This is a genomic window from Bacillus sp. 103mf (genome assembly GCF_900116295.1).
Taxonomy (GTDB): Bacteria; Bacillota; Bacilli; order Bacillales; family Bacillaceae_G; genus Bacillus_A; species Bacillus_A bruguierae.
Genome location: NZ_FPAF01000028.1, coordinates 1 through 15,545 on the forward strand (window position 1 = coordinate 1; position 15,545 = coordinate 15,545).

Annotated in this window: 16 protein-coding genes, 1 tRNA gene, 3 rRNA genes, 1 other RNA gene and 1 other annotated feature; of the genes, 17 read left to right on the plus strand and 4 right to left on the minus strand. The window is 37.1% G+C overall.

Annotated features, from left to right (window positions below; genetic code table 11):
• Both BM350_RS25065 and rrf read left to right on the plus strand, forming a co-directional pair.
• Window positions 1-167 (plus strand): 23S ribosomal RNA (locus BM350_RS25065); the annotation flags it as partial.
• A gap of 50 nt (window positions 168-217) precedes the next feature.
• A 5S ribosomal RNA gene (gene rrf, locus BM350_RS25070) occupies window positions 218-333 on the plus strand.
• A 40-nt stretch (window positions 334-373) separates the two neighbouring features.
• Here rrf and BM350_RS25075 read toward each other — a convergent pair.
• Window positions 374-1,360 (minus strand): YaaC family protein, encoded by a 987-nt coding sequence (locus BM350_RS25075; protein ID WP_090920095.1) that lies wholly within the window; start codon window positions 1,358-1,360, stop codon window positions 374-376.
• A 116-nt stretch (window positions 1,361-1,476) separates the two neighbouring features.
• On the opposite strand from BM350_RS25075, the gene guaB reads away from it, so the two are divergent.
• The 7 genes from guaB (at window position 1,477) to BM350_RS25110 (ending at window position 8,446) form a co-directional block, all read left to right on the plus strand.
• A complete protein-coding gene (gene guaB / locus BM350_RS25080) occupies window positions 1,477-2,940 on the plus strand; it encodes an IMP dehydrogenase (protein WP_090920098.1) in 1,464 nt (487 codons plus the stop codon).
• Window positions 2,941-3,044: 104 nt separating this feature from the next.
• The gene (locus BM350_RS25085) at window positions 3,045-4,364 is read left to right on the plus strand and encodes a serine hydrolase (RefSeq protein ID WP_090920100.1); all 1,320 of its coding nucleotides are present in this window, start codon (window positions 3,045-3,047) and stop codon (window positions 4,362-4,364) included.
• A 163-nt stretch (window positions 4,365-4,527) separates the two neighbouring features.
• Window positions 4,528-5,412, plus strand: a complete 885-nt coding sequence (gene pdxS, locus BM350_RS25090; RefSeq protein WP_211482641.1) for a pyridoxal 5'-phosphate synthase lyase subunit PdxS — start codon at window positions 4,528-4,530, stop codon at window positions 5,410-5,412.
• A 17-nt stretch (window positions 5,413-5,429) separates the two neighbouring features.
• The gene (gene pdxT, locus BM350_RS25095) at window positions 5,430-6,020 is read left to right on the plus strand and encodes a pyridoxal 5'-phosphate synthase glutaminase subunit PdxT (RefSeq protein ID WP_090920104.1); all 591 of its coding nucleotides are present in this window, start codon (window positions 5,430-5,432) and stop codon (window positions 6,018-6,020) included.
• Window positions 6,021-6,074: 54 nt separating this feature from the next.
• Window positions 6,075-6,296: a binding site (T-box leader), on the plus strand.
• 49 nt (window positions 6,297-6,345) lie between these two features.
• A complete protein-coding gene (gene serS, locus BM350_RS25100) occupies window positions 6,346-7,620 on the plus strand; it encodes a serine--tRNA ligase (protein ID WP_090920107.1) in 1,275 nt (424 codons plus the stop codon).
• 187 nt (window positions 7,621-7,807) lie between these two features.
• Window positions 7,808-7,900: transfer RNA gene (locus BM350_RS25105), tRNA-Ser, on the plus strand.
• Window positions 7,901-8,071: 171 nt separating this feature from the next.
• The gene (locus tag BM350_RS25110; RefSeq protein ID WP_090920109.1) at window positions 8,072-8,446 is read left to right on the plus strand and encodes a sigma factor-like helix-turn-helix DNA-binding protein; all 375 of its coding nucleotides are present in this window, start codon (window positions 8,072-8,074) and stop codon (window positions 8,444-8,446) included.
• Window positions 8,447-8,482: 36 nt separating this feature from the next.
• Here BM350_RS25110 and BM350_RS25115 read toward each other — a convergent pair whose 3' ends face one another.
• The 3 genes from BM350_RS25115 to BM350_RS25125 all read right to left on the minus strand — a co-directional run bounded on the left by BM350_RS25115 (window position 8,483) and on the right by BM350_RS25125 (window position 10,553).
• Window positions 8,483-9,151 carry a deoxynucleoside kinase gene (locus tag BM350_RS25115; RefSeq protein WP_090920112.1) on the minus strand — a complete coding sequence of 223 codons (669 nt, stop codon included), beginning with the start codon at window positions 9,149-9,151 and terminating at the stop codon, window positions 8,483-8,485.
• Window positions 9,151-9,789 (minus strand): deoxynucleoside kinase, encoded by a 639-nt coding sequence (locus BM350_RS25120; protein WP_090920115.1) that lies wholly within the window; start codon window positions 9,787-9,789, stop codon window positions 9,151-9,153. Before BM350_RS25120 ends, BM350_RS25115 begins: the two co-directional genes overlap by 1 nt.
• A gap of 227 nt (window positions 9,790-10,016) precedes the next feature.
• A complete protein-coding gene (locus BM350_RS25125; protein ID WP_090920118.1) occupies window positions 10,017-10,553 on the minus strand; it encodes a cysteine hydrolase family protein in 537 nt (178 codons plus the stop codon).
• Between the two features lie 73 nt (window positions 10,554-10,626).
• On the opposite strand from BM350_RS25125, the gene tadA reads away from it, so the two are divergent.
• The 8 genes from tadA to BM350_RS25165 form a co-directional block, all read left to right on the plus strand.
• A complete protein-coding gene (tadA, locus tag BM350_RS25130; protein ID WP_090920121.1) occupies window positions 10,627-11,124 on the plus strand; it encodes a tRNA adenosine(34) deaminase TadA in 498 nt (165 codons plus the stop codon).
• 77 nt (window positions 11,125-11,201) lie between these two features.
• Window positions 11,202-11,466, plus strand: an RNA gene (ffs, locus tag BM350_RS25135) — signal recognition particle sRNA large type.
• Window positions 11,467-11,739: 273 nt separating this feature from the next.
• A complete protein-coding gene (gene dnaX / locus BM350_RS25140; RefSeq protein ID WP_090920124.1) occupies window positions 11,740-13,425 on the plus strand; it encodes a DNA polymerase III subunit gamma/tau in 1,686 nt (561 codons plus the stop codon).
• A gap of 70 nt (window positions 13,426-13,495) precedes the next feature.
• On the plus strand, window positions 13,496-13,822 hold the full coding sequence (locus BM350_RS25145) for a YbaB/EbfC family nucleoid-associated protein (RefSeq protein WP_090920126.1): 327 nt from the start codon (window positions 13,496-13,498) through the stop codon (window positions 13,820-13,822).
• A 14-nt stretch (window positions 13,823-13,836) separates the two neighbouring features.
• Window positions 13,837-14,433: a recombination protein RecR gene (recR, locus tag BM350_RS25150; protein WP_090920129.1), complete on the plus strand. Its 597-nt coding sequence runs from the start codon at window positions 13,837-13,839 to the stop codon at window positions 14,431-14,433.
• A gap of 15 nt (window positions 14,434-14,448) precedes the next feature.
• Entirely contained in the window at window positions 14,449-14,670 is a 222-nt protein-coding gene (locus tag BM350_RS25155; RefSeq protein ID WP_090920131.1) for a YaaL family protein, read from the plus strand.
• Between the two features lie 125 nt (window positions 14,671-14,795).
• Complete coding sequence (locus BM350_RS25160; RefSeq protein ID WP_090920134.1) at window positions 14,796-15,065, plus strand: pro-sigmaK processing inhibitor BofA family protein; 270 nt, start codon at window positions 14,796-14,798, stop codon at window positions 15,063-15,065.
• Window positions 15,066-15,297: 232 nt separating this feature from the next.
• Window positions 15,298-15,545, plus strand: a 16S ribosomal RNA gene (locus BM350_RS25165); the annotation flags it as partial.

The window sequence follows — 15,545 nt, forward strand, 5'->3', positions numbered from 1 at the left end:
AGGGATAAGTGCTGAAAGCATCTAAGCATGAAGCCCCCCTCAAGATGAGATTTCCCATAGCGTTAAGCTAGTAAGATCCCTGAAAGATGATCAGGTTGATAGGTTCGAGGTGGAAGCGTGGTGACACGTGGAGCTGACGAATACTAATAGATCGAGGACTTAACCATATAATATGAAGCAAATGTTATCTAGTTTTGAAGGAATATACCTTCATAAGTCTGGTAATGATGGCAGAGAGGTCACACCCGTTCCCATACCGAACACGGAAGTTAAGCTCTCTAGCGCCGATGGTAGTTGGGACTTTGTCCCTGTGAGAGTAGGACGTTGCCAGGCAAGCGAAAGACGAGTCAATGGACTCGTCTTTTTTTATTTCCTAAGAAATCGTATTATGTTGGCTCATTAGATATAAATAAATATAGTACGGTATTTTTTCGGCTGTGACAGCTAGAAATTGAAAAATAAACGGATAATCTTCAGAAGCATAACTGCCAAGTAAATCGTACCACCAGTCTGTTTCATAGCGGGAAATCATACTTAAGTTATAAAGCAAGAGATAGTGTATAAGTAATTCCGGAAGAACAGGGGTCGTTTCGCCATTAGCAGGTAAATAATAAGTATTTGTATAATGATTGTATGTAAGGGGAGCACTGTATAATGGGTCCCATTGTTTCATGGAAGCTGAGAAATACAAATGCGAGTCACTTTCTTTAAAGTTTGTATATCGAACGTTAAGATTTCCTCCGATTCCTTCCATATACCGTATAAAACGTTCTTCAGTCATATGAAAAGTGTCTAAAATATGAGTCGGGAAAGTAAAGATATTTTCCGTTACTTCTTTTAATTTATATAGGTTATTTTTTCTTTTGCTGTACAGGAATAAATCCGCTAATTCAGCGATACGCTGCATTAACTCTTGCGTTGTATATTTTTCTCCTTCCAAATGTTTCATGTGAAACATTTGTTCTGCAACTTGAGTAAATAGTCCGTGTTTTTGAATTTTCACTTCATCATCCATAAATTGATAACTCTGTTTTTTTCTCTTTCTTGTTGTAACCCCATGTGCTAATACAGAAGTTGATTCAGGATAATTAGGATCAACTGTAAGCAAACAAGCTTTTAGAAGTTGGCTCATTCCATAAAATAGTAATACGGGCTTAATGGAGAATGGAGCAGTATCACATAATTGGTAATAATTTTTTCCATGCTCTAAATAATAAATAAAAGGATAACAATTCTCAAAGCTTTTTTTCTCAGTATTTGTATTACCTAATTTTTTATAGCAACGGGTAAGATAATGTTGCGTGTGAGTAGAAGAAAGAAAAAAGCTTAATTTTTCCCAAATGTTCGATGAATGCTGCATTATATACTCTCCTTTTGTTTTTAGAAAATTCTAACATATACAGTCTTTCTTGACAGTATTTTAACCAATTGTTAAGCTACTAATAATAATTTCAGGTATCATGGGGGGAATCATTTATGTGGGAATCTAAATTTGTTAAAGAAGGTTTAACGTTTGATGATGTATTACTTGTACCAGCTAAATCGGATGTATTACCAAGAGAAGTAAGTATAAAAACAGTTTTATCCGAAACTTTACAATTAAATATTCCTTTAATTAGTGCGGGGATGGACACGGTAACAGAAGCTGAGATGGCTATTGCAATGGCTCGTCAAGGTGGAATTGGAATTATTCATAAAAATATGTCTATCGAGCAACAGGCTGAGCAAGTTGATAAAGTAAAACGTTCTGAAAGCGGCGTTATTACAGATCCTTTCTTTTTAACTCCAGATCATCAAGTATACGATGCAGAGCATTTGATGGGGAAATATCGCATTTCAGGTGTTCCAATTGTAAATGATACAGAAGAAAGAAAACTTGTAGGGATTATTACAAACCGTGATATGCGTTTTATCCAAAATTATTCAATTAAGATTTCAGATGTAATGACGAAAGAGAACTTAATTACAGCTCCAGTTCATACTACACTAGAAGATGCTGAAAAAATCTTGCAAAAACATAAAATTGAAAAACTTCCTCTTGTTGATGATAACGGTGTATTACAAGGCTTGATTACAATTAAAGATATTGAAAAAGTAATTGAGTTTCCAAACTCTGCGAAAGATAAACAAGGTCGTTTATTAGTAGGAGGAGCTGTTGGAGTAACAGCTGATGCAATGCAACGTATTGATGCATTAGTAAAAGCAAATGTTGATGTAATTGTTCTTGACACAGCTCATGGACATCACAAAAATGTAGCTGACAAAGTAAAAGAAGTTCGAGCTAAATATCCTACATTAAATATTATTGCTGGTAACGTTGCAACAGCGGAGGCAACTCGCGAATTAATTGAAGCAGGTGCAAACATTATTAAAGTTGGTATTGGGCCAGGCTCTATTTGTACAACACGCGTTGTAGCTGGTGTTGGTGTTCCTCAATTAACAGCAGTGTATGACTGTGCAACAGAAGCCCGTAAGTACGGTGTTCCGGTAATTGCTGATGGTGGAATTAAATATTCTGGTGATATTGTAAAAGCATTAGCAGCAGGTGCGCACGTTGTTATGCTTGGAAGTATGTTTGCTGGTGTAGCAGAAAGCCCTGGAGATACAGAAATTTACCAAGGTCGTCAATTTAAAGTATATCGTGGTATGGGTTCTGTTGGAGCAATGGAAAAAGGAAGTAAAGATCGTTACTTCCAAGAAGGTAATAAAAAACTTGTTCCAGAAGGAATTGAAGGCCGCGTTCCATTTAAAGGTCATTTAGCAGATACGGTACACCAATTAGTTGGTGGATTACGTGCAGGTATGGGATATTGCGGTGCAGCTGATTTAACATTCCTGCGTGAAAATGCACAGTTTATCCGTATGTCAGGTGCTGGATTACGTGAAAGTCATCCGCATGATGTTCAAATTACAAAAGAAGCACCAAACTATTCATTATAATGTCTGATATAAAAATAGACAGAGATTTAGTATCTCTGTCTATTTTTTTTTGATTGTGTTAGAATAACGTTTATGTGAGTACAAATGTATTGGGGGTAACAACAGTGAAAGGTATGTTTCGTAGGCAAATGATTGCGATTGTAACAGTACTTACACTATTTTGCAGCATGTTCTTTACATACAGCAGCGCGTTTGCAGAAACAAATTCTGCATTGAATGTTGAAGCAGATGCGGCAATTTTAGTGGAAGCGAAATCTGGAAAAATTTTATATCAAAAAAACCCAGATGAACTATTAGCAATTGCAAGTATGACAAAAATGATGAGTGAGTATTTAGTCCATGATGCAGTCGAAAAAGGGAAAATTAAGTGGAATCAACAAACAAAAGTTTCTGAATATGCTCATATTATTTCGCAAGACCGCTCTTTATCAAATGTCCCATTAGAAAATGGTGGTACTTATACTGTAAAAGAGTTATACGAGGCGATGGCAATTTATTCTGCAAATGGTGCAACAATTGCTTTAGCTGAGTTAATTGCTGGCTCAGAGGCTAATTTTGTTAAGATGATGAATGATAAAGCGAAAGAGCTTGGATTAAAGAATTATAAATTTGTAAACTGTACAGGGTTAACGAATAAAGATTTAAAAGGGAAGCAGCCTGAAGGCACATCTCCGGATGAAGAGAATAAAATGTCTGCTAGAGATTGTGCAATCTTAGCGCAGCATTTAATTAAAGATTATCCAGACATGTTAAAGACATCTAAAATCCCGAAAAAGGTATTTCAAGAAGGCGGAAAGTATCCAGTGAATATGGATAACTGGAATTGGATGTTAAAAGGTTTAGTTATGCAATATGAGGGAGTGGATGGTCTGAAGACAGGTTCTACTCCGGAAGCTGGAGATTGTTTTACAGGTACAGCAGAACGCAATGGTATGCGTTTAATTTCTGTTGTTATTAAAACGAATTCCCATACAGCGCGTTTTGCGGAAACGAAGAAACTATTTGATTATGGCTTTACAAATTTCCAAACGAAAACGGTATATCCAAAAGCTTCTCAAGTAAAAGGTCATGAAACAGTTCATGTAAATAAAGCAAAAGATACAGAAGTACCAGTACAGACGAAGGAAGAGATTGTACTTCCAGTGCCAAAAGGAAGTCAAGATATTTATAAAACAGATTTCAAAGCAGTAAATAAAGAGAATGAAGCGCCAATTAAAAAAGGCACAACACTTGGTTATATGACTGTATCAGCAAAAGATAACAATGATGTAGGATTCTTAACTGGTAAATCTATGCAAGTAGATCTTGTAGCAAAACAAGAAGTAGAAAAGGCGAATTGGTTCGTTCTTTCTATGCGAAGCATTGGTTCTTTCTTTAGTGGTATATGGAATGGTACAGTGGATACTGTAAAAGGTTGGTTTTAAAAGTTCCCGATAAGGGAGCTTTTTTATTTCCTATTTTTCGCACCTATTTTATCCAAAAAAATAGTAGACAAATCTCTAATAGATAATGGTAGAATGTAAGAGTATTCTTAATTTTCACCGTTAGTGGGGAAAAGTAATTCACCTAGGGAGGTTTTTGTACATGATAAATGTAACAGGAACAGAGCGTGTAAAACGTGGAATGGCAGAAATGCAAAAAGGCGGCGTCATTATGGACGTAGTTAACGCTGAGCAAGCAAAAATTGCAGAAGCGGCAGGTGCAGTTGCTGTTATGGCATTAGAACGTGTTCCAGCTGATATTCGTGCAGCAGGCGGCGTTTCGCGTATGGCAGATCCAACAATTGTAGAAGAAGTAATGGGTGCTGTATCAATTCCAGTTATGGCAAAATGCCGTATTGGTCATCTTGTGGAAGCGCGTGTACTTGAATCGTTAGGAGTAGACTATATTGACGAGAGTGAAGTATTAACTCCAGCTGATGAAGTGTACCATTTAAATAAACGTGATTACACTGTCCCATTTGTATGTGGATGCCGTGATATCGGTGAAGCAGCACGCCGTATTGCTGAAGGTGCATCAATGCTTCGTACGAAAGGTGAGCCTGGAACAGGGAATATCGTAGAGGCTGTACGTCATATGCGTCAAGTAAATGCAGAAATTCGTCAAGTTGCGAGTCTACGTGAAGATGAATTAATGACATATGCAAAAAATACTGGTGCTCCTTATGAAGTATTACTTGAAATTAAGCGCCTTGGCCGTTTACCAGTTGTAAACTTTGCAGCGGGTGGTGTTGCAACGCCAGCAGATGCTGCATTAATGATGCAACTAGGTGCAGATGGTGTATTTGTAGGTTCTGGTATTTTTAAATCAGAAAACCCAGAGAAATTTGCACGTGCGATTGTTGAAGCAACAACGCATTATGAAGATTATGAATTAATCGCTCGCCTTTCTAAAGGACTAGGTAATGCAATGAAAGGTGTTGAAATTTCAACATTATTACCAGAACAACGCATGCAAGAGCGTGGTTGGTAATTAAAGGAGTTTTTGAAATGGTTACAATCGGTGTATTAGGACTTCAAGGAGCGGTTCGTGAACATGTACGTGCAATAGAAGCAACTGGTGCACAAGCGGTGATTGTGAAGCGTACAGAGCAATTAGAGGAAGTAGATGGACTTATTTTACCAGGCGGTGAAAGTACAACGATGCGCCGTCTTATTGATAAATATGGTTTCATGGAACCTCTTCGTGAATTTGCTAAAGCAGGAAAACCGATGTTTGGTACATGTGCAGGTATGATCTTACTTGCAAAGAACCTTGTTGGATATGAGGAATCACATATTGGTGTAATGGATATTACAGTTGAACGCAATGCGTTTGGACGCCAAAGAGATAGTTTTGAGGCTGCTCTTTCGATGAAGGGAGTAGGCGAAGACTTTATTGGCGTGTTTATTCGTGCGCCATATGTTGTAGATGTAGAAGATCATATCGAAGTATTATGCACATATGAAGATCGTATGGTCGCGGTTCGTCAAAATCATTTATTAGCAGCTTCTTTCCATCCAGAATTAACAGATGATTATCGCGTTACAGCTTATTTTGTAGAGATGGTAAAGGAAGCGAAAATGAAAAAAGCTGTATAAGTGACTTGAAACTTGTGTAAGATTATAGTAAATTGATGGTAACTATTTTATATGATAAATGTGTTGATAGGAAGTAGTAGCAAGAGGCGTTTCTTATAGAGAGTCGGTGGCTGGTGGAAACCGATAGAGGCGACTTGTGAATCCATCCTGGAGTGAAATGTGGAACAGTCTGTTGGCTAGTAAACATTTCCGGTGAAGAGCCGTTATCTCTACTTGAGAGGAAAGCAAGTATGCTTTCAATTAGGGTGGCAACGCGGGTTAACTCCCGTCCCTTTGTATAGGGACGGGAGTTTTTTATTTTTGTAAAAATAAAGGAGGAAATATTATGCTTGATATTAAATTTTTGCGTGCAAACTTTGAAGAAGTGAAAGCGAAACTGCAACATAGAGGCGAAGACTTAACAGACTTTGGTCGCTTTGAAGAATTAGACATAAAGAGAAGAGAATTACTTGTACAAACGGAAGAGCTAAAAAGCAAACGTAATGAAGTATCTCAACAAATTTCTGTATTAAAACGCGAGAAGAAGGATGCAGAGGCGCTTATTTTAGAAATGCGTGAAGTAAGCGATAAAGTTAAAGAGCTTGATAATGAGCTTCGTATAGTTGAAGAAGATCTTGAGAAATTAATGTTATCTATTCCAAATATTCCACATGAATCTACACCAAATGGTGAAACGGAAGATGATAATGTGCAAGTTCGTACATGGGGAGATGTTCCAGAATTTACGTTCGAACCAAAGCCGCATTGGGATCTTGCAACGGATTTAGGTATGTTAGACTTTGAACGCGCTGGGAAAGTAACAGGTAGCCGTTTTGTATTTTATAAAGGGGCAGGTGCGAAGTTAGAACGTGCTTTATTTAACTTCATGCTTGATCTTCATACAGAGGAACATGGCTATGAAGAGATTTTACCTCCGTATATCGTAAATCGTACAAGTATGATTGGAACAGGGCAACTTCCAAAGTTTGAAGAAGATGCGTTTCGTATTGAGAGTGAAGATTATTTCTTAATTCCTACAGCTGAAGTACCTGTAACAAACTTGCATCGTGATGAAATTTTAAATGGCGAACAATTGCCAATTCGTTATGCGGCGTTTAGTGCATGCTTCCGTTCTGAAGCAGGATCTGCTGGTCGTGATACACGTGGTTTAATTCGTCAGCATCAATTTAATAAAGTAGAGCTTGTGAAATTTGTGAAACCTGAAGATTCTTATGAAGAACTAGAAAGATTAACAAATGATGCAGAGCGCGTATTACAATTATTAGGTCTTCCATACCGTGTAATGAGTATGTGCACAGGAGATTTAGGATTTACAGCAGCGAAGAAATATGATATTGAAGTATGGATTCCTAGCTATGGCACATATCGTGAAATTTCTTCTTGTAGTAATTTTGAAGCATTCCAAGCACGCCGTGCAAATATTCGTTTCCGCCGTGACACAAAAGCGAAACCAGAGCATGTTCATACATTAAATGGATCTGGACTTGCAATTGGTCGTACGGTAGCTGCTATTTTAGAGAACTACCAACAAGAAGATGGTTCTATTATCATTCCAGAAATTCTTCGTCCTTATATGGGTGGAAAAACTGTAATTAAATAAATCCATTCTTATTAATATATATTTATTGTTATTTTATAATAATAAATTTTGAGCTATTTAGTAGAGTAGGATACATTTTATGAGAAAAGGAAAGAGAAAAAATCTCTTTCCTTTTTTATATTATCTATTATAGTAGGGTTGACGAACCATTTTTCTTTTGATATTATATTCCATGTCATATCAACACGGAGGAATACCCAAGTCTGGCTGAAGGGATCGGTCTTGAAAACCGACAGGCGGTGCGAGCCGCGCGGGGGTTCGAATCCCTCTTCCTCCGCCATATATAATTGACAACAGCGCATATAAGTGGAGATTGGAGAACTCGTTACCAACACGTAACGAGTTTTTATTTTAACCAATCAGGAAGTAGCATATAGGAGAATGAATCTCTTATAGGAACACTCATATTCCGAGGATTATCTTCATAGATATGAAAGGAGCTACCATGGCCATGGATATTATTATACAAACGTTTCCGCTTGACGGAAAAACACTATATTATGTACAATGCCCCGTTTGCAAGAAAAATAAAATTTTAAACAGTGCTGCAAACGTATCTCGTATTGTAAGTGATGAAACATTTCGTAAACTTTGTGGTTGCATCTGTGATGTGAAACAAGGAGTGAAGAAAGTAGAGACGTCAAAACAAGTCGAGAAAAAGGCAGATTCAAAACGTAAAGTAATTACAGCTGTTATTAACGGGACAGAAATGACGGTAAAAGAAATTGCTGAAGCGTATAATATTAGTGTCAGCACTGTACGTCAGCGTATTAATGCAGGAAAATCAGAGAGCGAAATTATTGCTCCGACGAAAAAGAAAAATTAAGTTCATAGGAAAACCCGTGCAATTGCACGGGTTTTTTTATTTTACAAGTTTACGTGTTTGTTGTAAAAAGTGACCAATTTTCTTAATAATTGGTTCAATTGAATTTTCGTTTTGTAAAATATCATATTCGTTGATATTAAGACGCAATACAGGACAAGCATTAAAGTCATTAATCCAATTTTCGTAGCGTTCATGCATTTCTTTCCAATATTCAATTGGTGTTTGTTGTTCCATTGGTCTTCCGCGTTCTTTAATACGATCTACGATATCTTCAAATGATCCTTCTAAGTAAATAAGTAAATCAGGATGTGGGAAGTAAGGTGTCATAACCATTGCATCAAATAAGCTTTTATACGTTTCATAATCTGTAGCAGTCATCGTCCCTTTTTCATAATGCATTTTGGCAAAAATTCCTGTATCTTCATAAATAGAACGATCTTGAATAAATCCTCCGCCATATTCGAAGATTCTTTTTTGTTCCTTAAAGCGTTCTGCTAAGAAATAAACTTGTAAGTGAAAGCTCCAGCGCGTAAAGTCTCCGTAAAATTTATCTAAATATGGATTAGAGTCTACTTTTTCAAATGATGTACGGTAACCAAGTGCATTTGCTAAGGCGTTTGTCATTGTAGATTTTCCAACACCAACTGTTCCCGCAATCGTAATAACAGCATCATTTGGAATATCATATTTTTGTCTCAAATTCATTACTGGTTAATCTCCTTTGTCAGTTTGTTTTGTAATGCTGATAAGATTACATGTAAGTCCGATTCATTTTTTATAAAATCCATGTTATCTCCATTGAACTTTAATACAGGGATGTCTGGATGGTCTTTTTTGAACGTTTCCATTGCCACTTCGTAATCTTTAATAAGTTGCAATAAATAGTTAGGATCTATATTTTTTTCGAATTCACGTCCGCGCATGGCGATTCGTTTTTGTAGTGTTTCTAAACTTGCTGTTATATACACGATGACATTTGGAACCGGCATATCTTGTGTTAAGATACGATAAATTTGCATGTATTTTTCGTATTGTGTACCTTGTAATGTTCGAGATGCAAAAATTAAGTTTTTGAATATATGATAATCTGCTACAACAGGTATATGTTGTTTTAAATATTTTGTATCAATGTCTTCTAATTGTTTATATCGGTTGCATAAGAAGAACATTTCTAATTGAAAAGCCCATTCTTCGATGTTTTCGTAAAATTTTCCTAAAAAAGGATTTTCATCAACTATTTCTTTCAATAAATGGAGTTGCATGTGAGTCGATATCGCTTTCGCGAGTGAAGTTTTTCCGACACCGATTGGTCCTTCAACTGTAATAAATGGTACTCCAGTCACTCTGTTGCCTCCTCTCAAAACATGGTTTGATGCGAATAAAAAGCACAAAACAGAACTATTGTAGCATAAGAGGAGTGAGAAAGGGTTAGTTTGTCGTAAAAAGTTAAAAAATCGATTTATCCTGCTATTCGTGAACAGTAAGACTCTCACCTCAAGATTGATAGAGAAGCGAAGAGGATAGATGAGTGGGGAGAAACTTCCACTGATGGAAGTTTCACTTTATGTTATTACATTTGTAAATGAAATGATGGAGAAGTATTTGCTTTTAAAGTGGTTTCCATAATACGCAGGGCATGTTTGTTATCTTGATCGCAATTAGAGGCGATACAATCTTCAGGTACATATAATTGATAATTTCTCATATGAGCATCATTCGCGGTAAAAAGGATACATATATTTCCGGCCACTCCTGTTAAGATAAGATTTTCAATTTTTAAATGACCCAATAATGAATTTAAGGGTGTTTCATAAAAAGCAGAATAATGTGGTTTAATAAAAATATAATCATCGTTTGCAGGTGCAATCTTTTTTATAATTTCTTGGCTGTGTTCATTTGTGCAATAGGTAATGAGTTCATTAATATCAGCTCTCCATAAATGATAATGATCATTTACGTAAATAATTGGACAGCCGGAGTTTTTCATTTTTTGTTTGAGTTGTAAAATCGATTCTGTAATACTTTTGCATTTTCGTGCTAAGATAGGTCCGTGTGAAAATTGGAAGTCATTAATCATATCAATAATAAGAAGTGCTGTATTTTTCATATGTAATCTCCTTTCCTTTCTCTTTAGATTGGATTGAATATAGAAAAGTTATTTGCGATGAAAGGAATTTGTTATGGAACAAGATATTTATTTTATGAAACTTGCGATAGAAGAGGCAAAAAAGGCCGAAGAAATACAAGAAGTACCAATTGGTGCGGTTGTTGTTGTGGATGGTGAAGTGATAAGTCGTGCGCATAACTTACGTGAAACAGAGCAGCGATCAGTCGCTCACGCTGAATTGTTAGCGATTGATGATGCTTGCAAAAGATTAGGGACTTGGCGTTTAGAAAATACAACGTTATATGTCACATTAGAACCGTGCCCAATGTGTGCTGGTGCCATTGTATTATCACGTGTAAAACGCGTTGTATATGGCGCGGCTGATCCTAAAGGTGGATGTGCTGGTACATTAATGAATTTATTAACAGAGGATCGGTTTAATCATCAATCTGAAGTTGTAGCTGGTGTATTAGAAGAAGAGTGCGGAAGCTTATTAACAAATTTTTTTCGAGAACTACGTAAAAAGAGGAAGAAAGAGAAGGAAGAGTTGGATAAAAATACTCTTTGCTAACACGTTGCAATTTTTTAGGAAACAAGTTATACTGAGATTGCCTTGAAATGAGGCAACTAAATATGGTTTTAACTTTGCCGTGCTAAGCGGGGAGGTAGCGGTGCCCTATACTCGCAATCCGCTCTAGCGAGGCCGAATCCCTTCTCGAGGTTATGTTACTGTAGGGTCTGCCTTAAGTAAGTGGTGTTGACGTTTGGGTCCTGCGCAACGGGACCCCGTGAACCTTGTCAGGTCCGGAAGGAAGCAGCAATAAGCGGGTCTTCTCGTGTGCCGCAGGAGTGCCTGAACCGAGCTAACTGCTTAAGTAACGCTTATGGTACGTAATCGACAGAAGGTGCACGGCAGTTATATATGCATACAAACTCATCCTATATGAATAGGATGGGTTTTTTGTATGGAAAATAACTTTTGGAATCTAGAATCAGAATAGGTTATAATAAAGTGAAACTTTAATCAATGGGGGGTTTTTTTATCCTACATTGATTATTGCTTGAACGAATCAGGCTTTTACGAGCGGTGTATCCCCACTTAACTTTTTTATTTGAGTTGGCGAGATTGCTGTTTACGAATAGTGAGATAAACAAGAGAATAACCTTTGGGGGAGGCCGTATTTTCGTGTCATACCAGGCGTTATACCGAACATGGAGACCGCAGAAATTTGAAGATGTAGTCGGTCAAAAGCACGTAACGAAAACGTTGCAAAATGCCCTTCTTCAAGAGAAAGCGTCACATGCTTATGTATTCTCTGGCCCAAGAGGAACAGGGAAAACAACAATTGCAAAAGTATTTGCAAAAGCAATTAACTGTGAGCAGGCTCCTACAGCTGAACCTTGTAATAAATGTCCTGCATGCTTAGGGATTACACAAGGTGCTATTTCAGATGTATTAGAAATTGACGCGGCTTCGAATAACGGTGTAGATGAAATTCGAGATATAAGAGATAAAGTAAAATATGCTCCAAGCGAAGTTCGCTATAAAGTATATATTATTGATGAAGTTCACATGCTTTCCATGGGAGCGTTTAATGCGCTATTAAAAACGTTAGAAGAACCTCCGCAGCATGTTATCTTTATTTTGGCAACGACAGAACCACATAAAATTCCACCGACGATTATTTCTCGTTGTCAGCGTTTTGAATTCCGCAAAATATCAGTACAGGATATTGTAGAACGATTAACAACTGTTATGAACAACGAAGGAACGAAAGTGGAAGAAGAAGCGCTTCAAATTGTAGCGCGTGCCGCAGAAGGTGGTATGCGTGATGCGCTAAGTTTAATTGATCAAGCAATTTCTTATAGTGATGAAGCGGTAACAGTAGAGGATGTATTAGCGGTTACGGGTTCCGTATCACAGCGGTATTTAGCGAACCTTGTAGAAAGTATATATGAAAATGATGTATCGAAAGCGCTTCGTATTGTTGATGATATTATGAATCAAGGAAAAGATCCACTTCGCTTCATGGAAGACCTCATTTACTACTACCGAGATATGCTTTTGTATCAAACTTCACCGCAGCTAGAGGATATGTTGGAGAGAGTTATTGTTGATGATTCATTTCAAAAGTTAAGTCAGGATATGCAGCCTGAAATGATTTATGAAATTATTCATATGCTTAGTAAAAGCCAACAAGAAATGAAATGGACAAATCATCCGCGTATTTTTTTAGAAGTGGTTATGGTGCAATTGTGTCAGCAGTTTGCGATGAAAGTAAATGGAGCGGATCGCTTGCAAGCTGTGTTACAAAGAATGCAACAGTTAGAACAGGAATTAGAAAAAATGAAACAGCATGGTGTACCGGTTTCAATGCAACAGGAAGTGAGAGAAACAAAAGCTACACCAAAGCCGAGTCGTTCTGGTAGTATGAAAATACCAATCGGTCGTGTTCATGAAGTGCTAAAGCAAGCAACTCGTAAAGATTTGGAGCAGTTGAAAAGTGCATGGGGTGAACTGTTAGAACGATTGAAAAGTTATAATAAAGTTGCTTATGCTGTTTTGTTAGAAAACAGTGAGCCGGTAGCGGCGTCTACTACTTCTTATGTTCTTGCTTTTAAGTATGAGATTCATTGTAAAATGGCGAGTGAAAATCGTGAAGCAACAGATACGGTAGAGCAAATTCTCTTTGAACTGTTTGGAAAGAAATTGCAAATGATTGCAATTCCAAAAAGTGAATGGGGAAAAATTCGTGAGGGGTTCTTGCAAAATGAAGGTGATCCTTCAGAGGAAGTAGAGAAGCCGAAAGATCCCCTTGTAGAAGAAGCTGTAAAAATAGTTGGTGAGCAATTAATTGAAATAAAGGAATAAAGTACGCCTTAAATGGAATTTTCTTTCTAAAATGTAAACATCCATTAGGCGAAAATTAGGAGGAATTATTATGATGCGTGGAATGGGAAATATGAATAACATGATGAAACAAATGCAAAAAATGCAAAAACAAATGGCAAAAGCACAAGAGGAACTTGGTGAAAAAACAGTTGAGGGAACAGCTGGCGGCGGTATGGTAACGGTTATCGTAAATGGCCATAAACAAGTTCTAGAAGTGAAAATTAAAGAAGAAGTTGTAGATCCAGAAGATATTGAAATGTTACAAGACCTTGTATTAGCTGCAACAAATGATGCATTAAAGAAAGCGGAAGACCTATCGAATTCTACAATGGGACAATTTACAAAAGGATTGAATTTACCAGGCGGTATGTTCTAGGAGGTTGGTCATAGATGCACTATCCAGAACCAATCTCGAAGTTAATTGATAGCTTTATGAAATTGCCAGGTATCGGACCGAAAACAGCGGTTCGTTTGGCTTTTTTCGTATTGGATATGAAAGAAGATGACGTATTAGATTTTGCGAAGTCACTTGTTAATGCAAAGCGAAACTTAACGTACTGTTCTATTTGTGGTCATATAACAGATCGAGATCCTTGTTATATTTGTGATGATTCTCATCGTGATCAATCAGTTATTTGTGTTGTACAAGAGCCAAAAGATGTGATTGCAATGGAGAAGATGAAAGAATATCAGGGAGTATATCATGTATTAAATGGTGCCATTTCTCCGATGGAGGGAGTTGGTCCAGAAGATATTAATATTCCTCAATTGTTAAAACGACTACATGATGAAACTGTGCAAGAAGTTATTCTGGCAACAAACCCGAATATTGAAGGGGAAGCAACAGCGATGTATATTTCTCGTCTGTTAAAGCCAACGGGGATTAAAGTAACTCGTATTGCACATGGGCTACCGGTTGGTGGTGACTTAGAATACGCGGATGAAGTAACGCTATCGAAAGCGTTAGAGGGCCGCAGAGAACTATAAGTAGGAGAAATAGAGATGTTTTTTCAAAAAAAAAAGAAGTTGCGCAAAGAATATGATGAAAAATTAATTGGATTGTTAGAACAAGTGAAGACGGAGTGGATACGTCAAAAAAGAATTGTAGAACAAAGTATTGAGCCTTCAGAAGATGTATTGTGTTATTTGAAGCTGGCCGAGGCGAAGTACTTCTATCTATTGAAGGAAGCGAAAAGACGTCCTGTGAAAATGGAACAGTTATAAAAGGAAAGTCGAACGGGAAATGCTTTTTCAGTTCGACTTTTTATTTTCAAGAAAAAAATTTAACGGTCTTTTTTTTTCTTTTTCCCATACAAATATAGTGTACAAGTTGTAAGGGAGAGGACCGCATGGAACGTAGTTTGATTATCGGTGGTATATTAACGTTAATATTTCTTTTACTAATTGTCGGTGTTCCTATAAAGCCATTTCGTTTTGTAGGAAGATTACTCGTCAAAATTGTAATAGGAGCTTTGTTGTTGTTTGCCGTGAATATAGTAGGGACACAATTTAATTTTCATCTTCCTATTAATGTCGGTACTACATTTGTTTCGGGTTTTTTGGGTTTGCCAGGTATCGGTGCGCTTATAGTTATTAAGTTATACATTTTACCAAGCTAGAAAAAACTTTTGTTTTTTAGCTTGGTTGTTTTTTTTAGAAAAAGTATTGACGTGCAAATTATTAATGTGGTAAATTAATAAACGTCGTCAACGACAAAAGAAAAAAGAAGTTGACGGTAAGAGGTAAATGTGATACATTATAAAAGTCGCTGAAATGCGATGTTGAACTTTGAAAACTAAACGAAACAAACAACGTGAAACGTCAATTTTTATTTATGATGCTAGACAAACTTTATTGGAGAGTTTGATCCTGGCTCAGGATGAACGCTGGCGGCGTGCCTAATACATGCAAGTCGAGCGAACCGATTAAGAGCTTGCTCTTAAGAAGTTAGCGGCGGACGGGTGAGTAACACGTAGGTAACCTGCCTATAAGACTGGGATAACTCCGGGAAACCGGGGCTAATACCGGATAACATTTTGCACCGCATGGTGCAAAATTGAAAGGCGGCTTCGGCTGTCACTTATAGATGGACCTGCGGC

Coding starts and splice junctions, on each gene's coding strand:
- tadA (WP_090920121.1), top strand. CDS start 10,627: ATGGAACAAGATATTTATTTTATGAAACTTGCGATAGAAGAGGCAAAA.
- BM350_RS25125 (WP_090920118.1), bottom strand. CDS start 10,553: ATGAAAAATACAGCACTTCTTATTATTGATATGATTAATGACTTCCAA.
- BM350_RS25160 (WP_090920134.1), top strand. CDS start 14,796: ATGGAACGTAGTTTGATTATCGGTGGTATATTAACGTTAATATTTCTT.
- pdxT (WP_090920104.1), top strand. CDS start 5,430: ATGGTTACAATCGGTGTATTAGGACTTCAAGGAGCGGTTCGTGAACAT.
- BM350_RS25155 (WP_090920131.1), top strand. CDS start 14,449: ATGTTTTTTCAAAAAAAAAAGAAGTTGCGCAAAGAATATGATGAAAAA.
- BM350_RS25110 (WP_090920109.1), top strand. CDS start 8,072: ATGGATATTATTATACAAACGTTTCCGCTTGACGGAAAAACACTATAT.
- BM350_RS25115 (WP_090920112.1), bottom strand. CDS start 9,151: ATGAATTTGAGACAAAAATATGATATTCCAAATGATGCTGTTATTACG.
- BM350_RS25075 (WP_090920095.1), bottom strand. CDS start 1,360: ATGCAGCATTCATCGAACATTTGGGAAAAATTAAGCTTTTTTCTTTCT.
- serS (WP_090920107.1), top strand. CDS start 6,346: ATGCTTGATATTAAATTTTTGCGTGCAAACTTTGAAGAAGTGAAAGCG.
- guaB (WP_090920098.1), top strand. CDS start 1,477: ATGTGGGAATCTAAATTTGTTAAAGAAGGTTTAACGTTTGATGATGTA.
- recR (WP_090920129.1), top strand. CDS start 13,837: ATGCACTATCCAGAACCAATCTCGAAGTTAATTGATAGCTTTATGAAA.
- BM350_RS25145 (WP_090920126.1), top strand. CDS start 13,496: ATGATGCGTGGAATGGGAAATATGAATAACATGATGAAACAAATGCAA.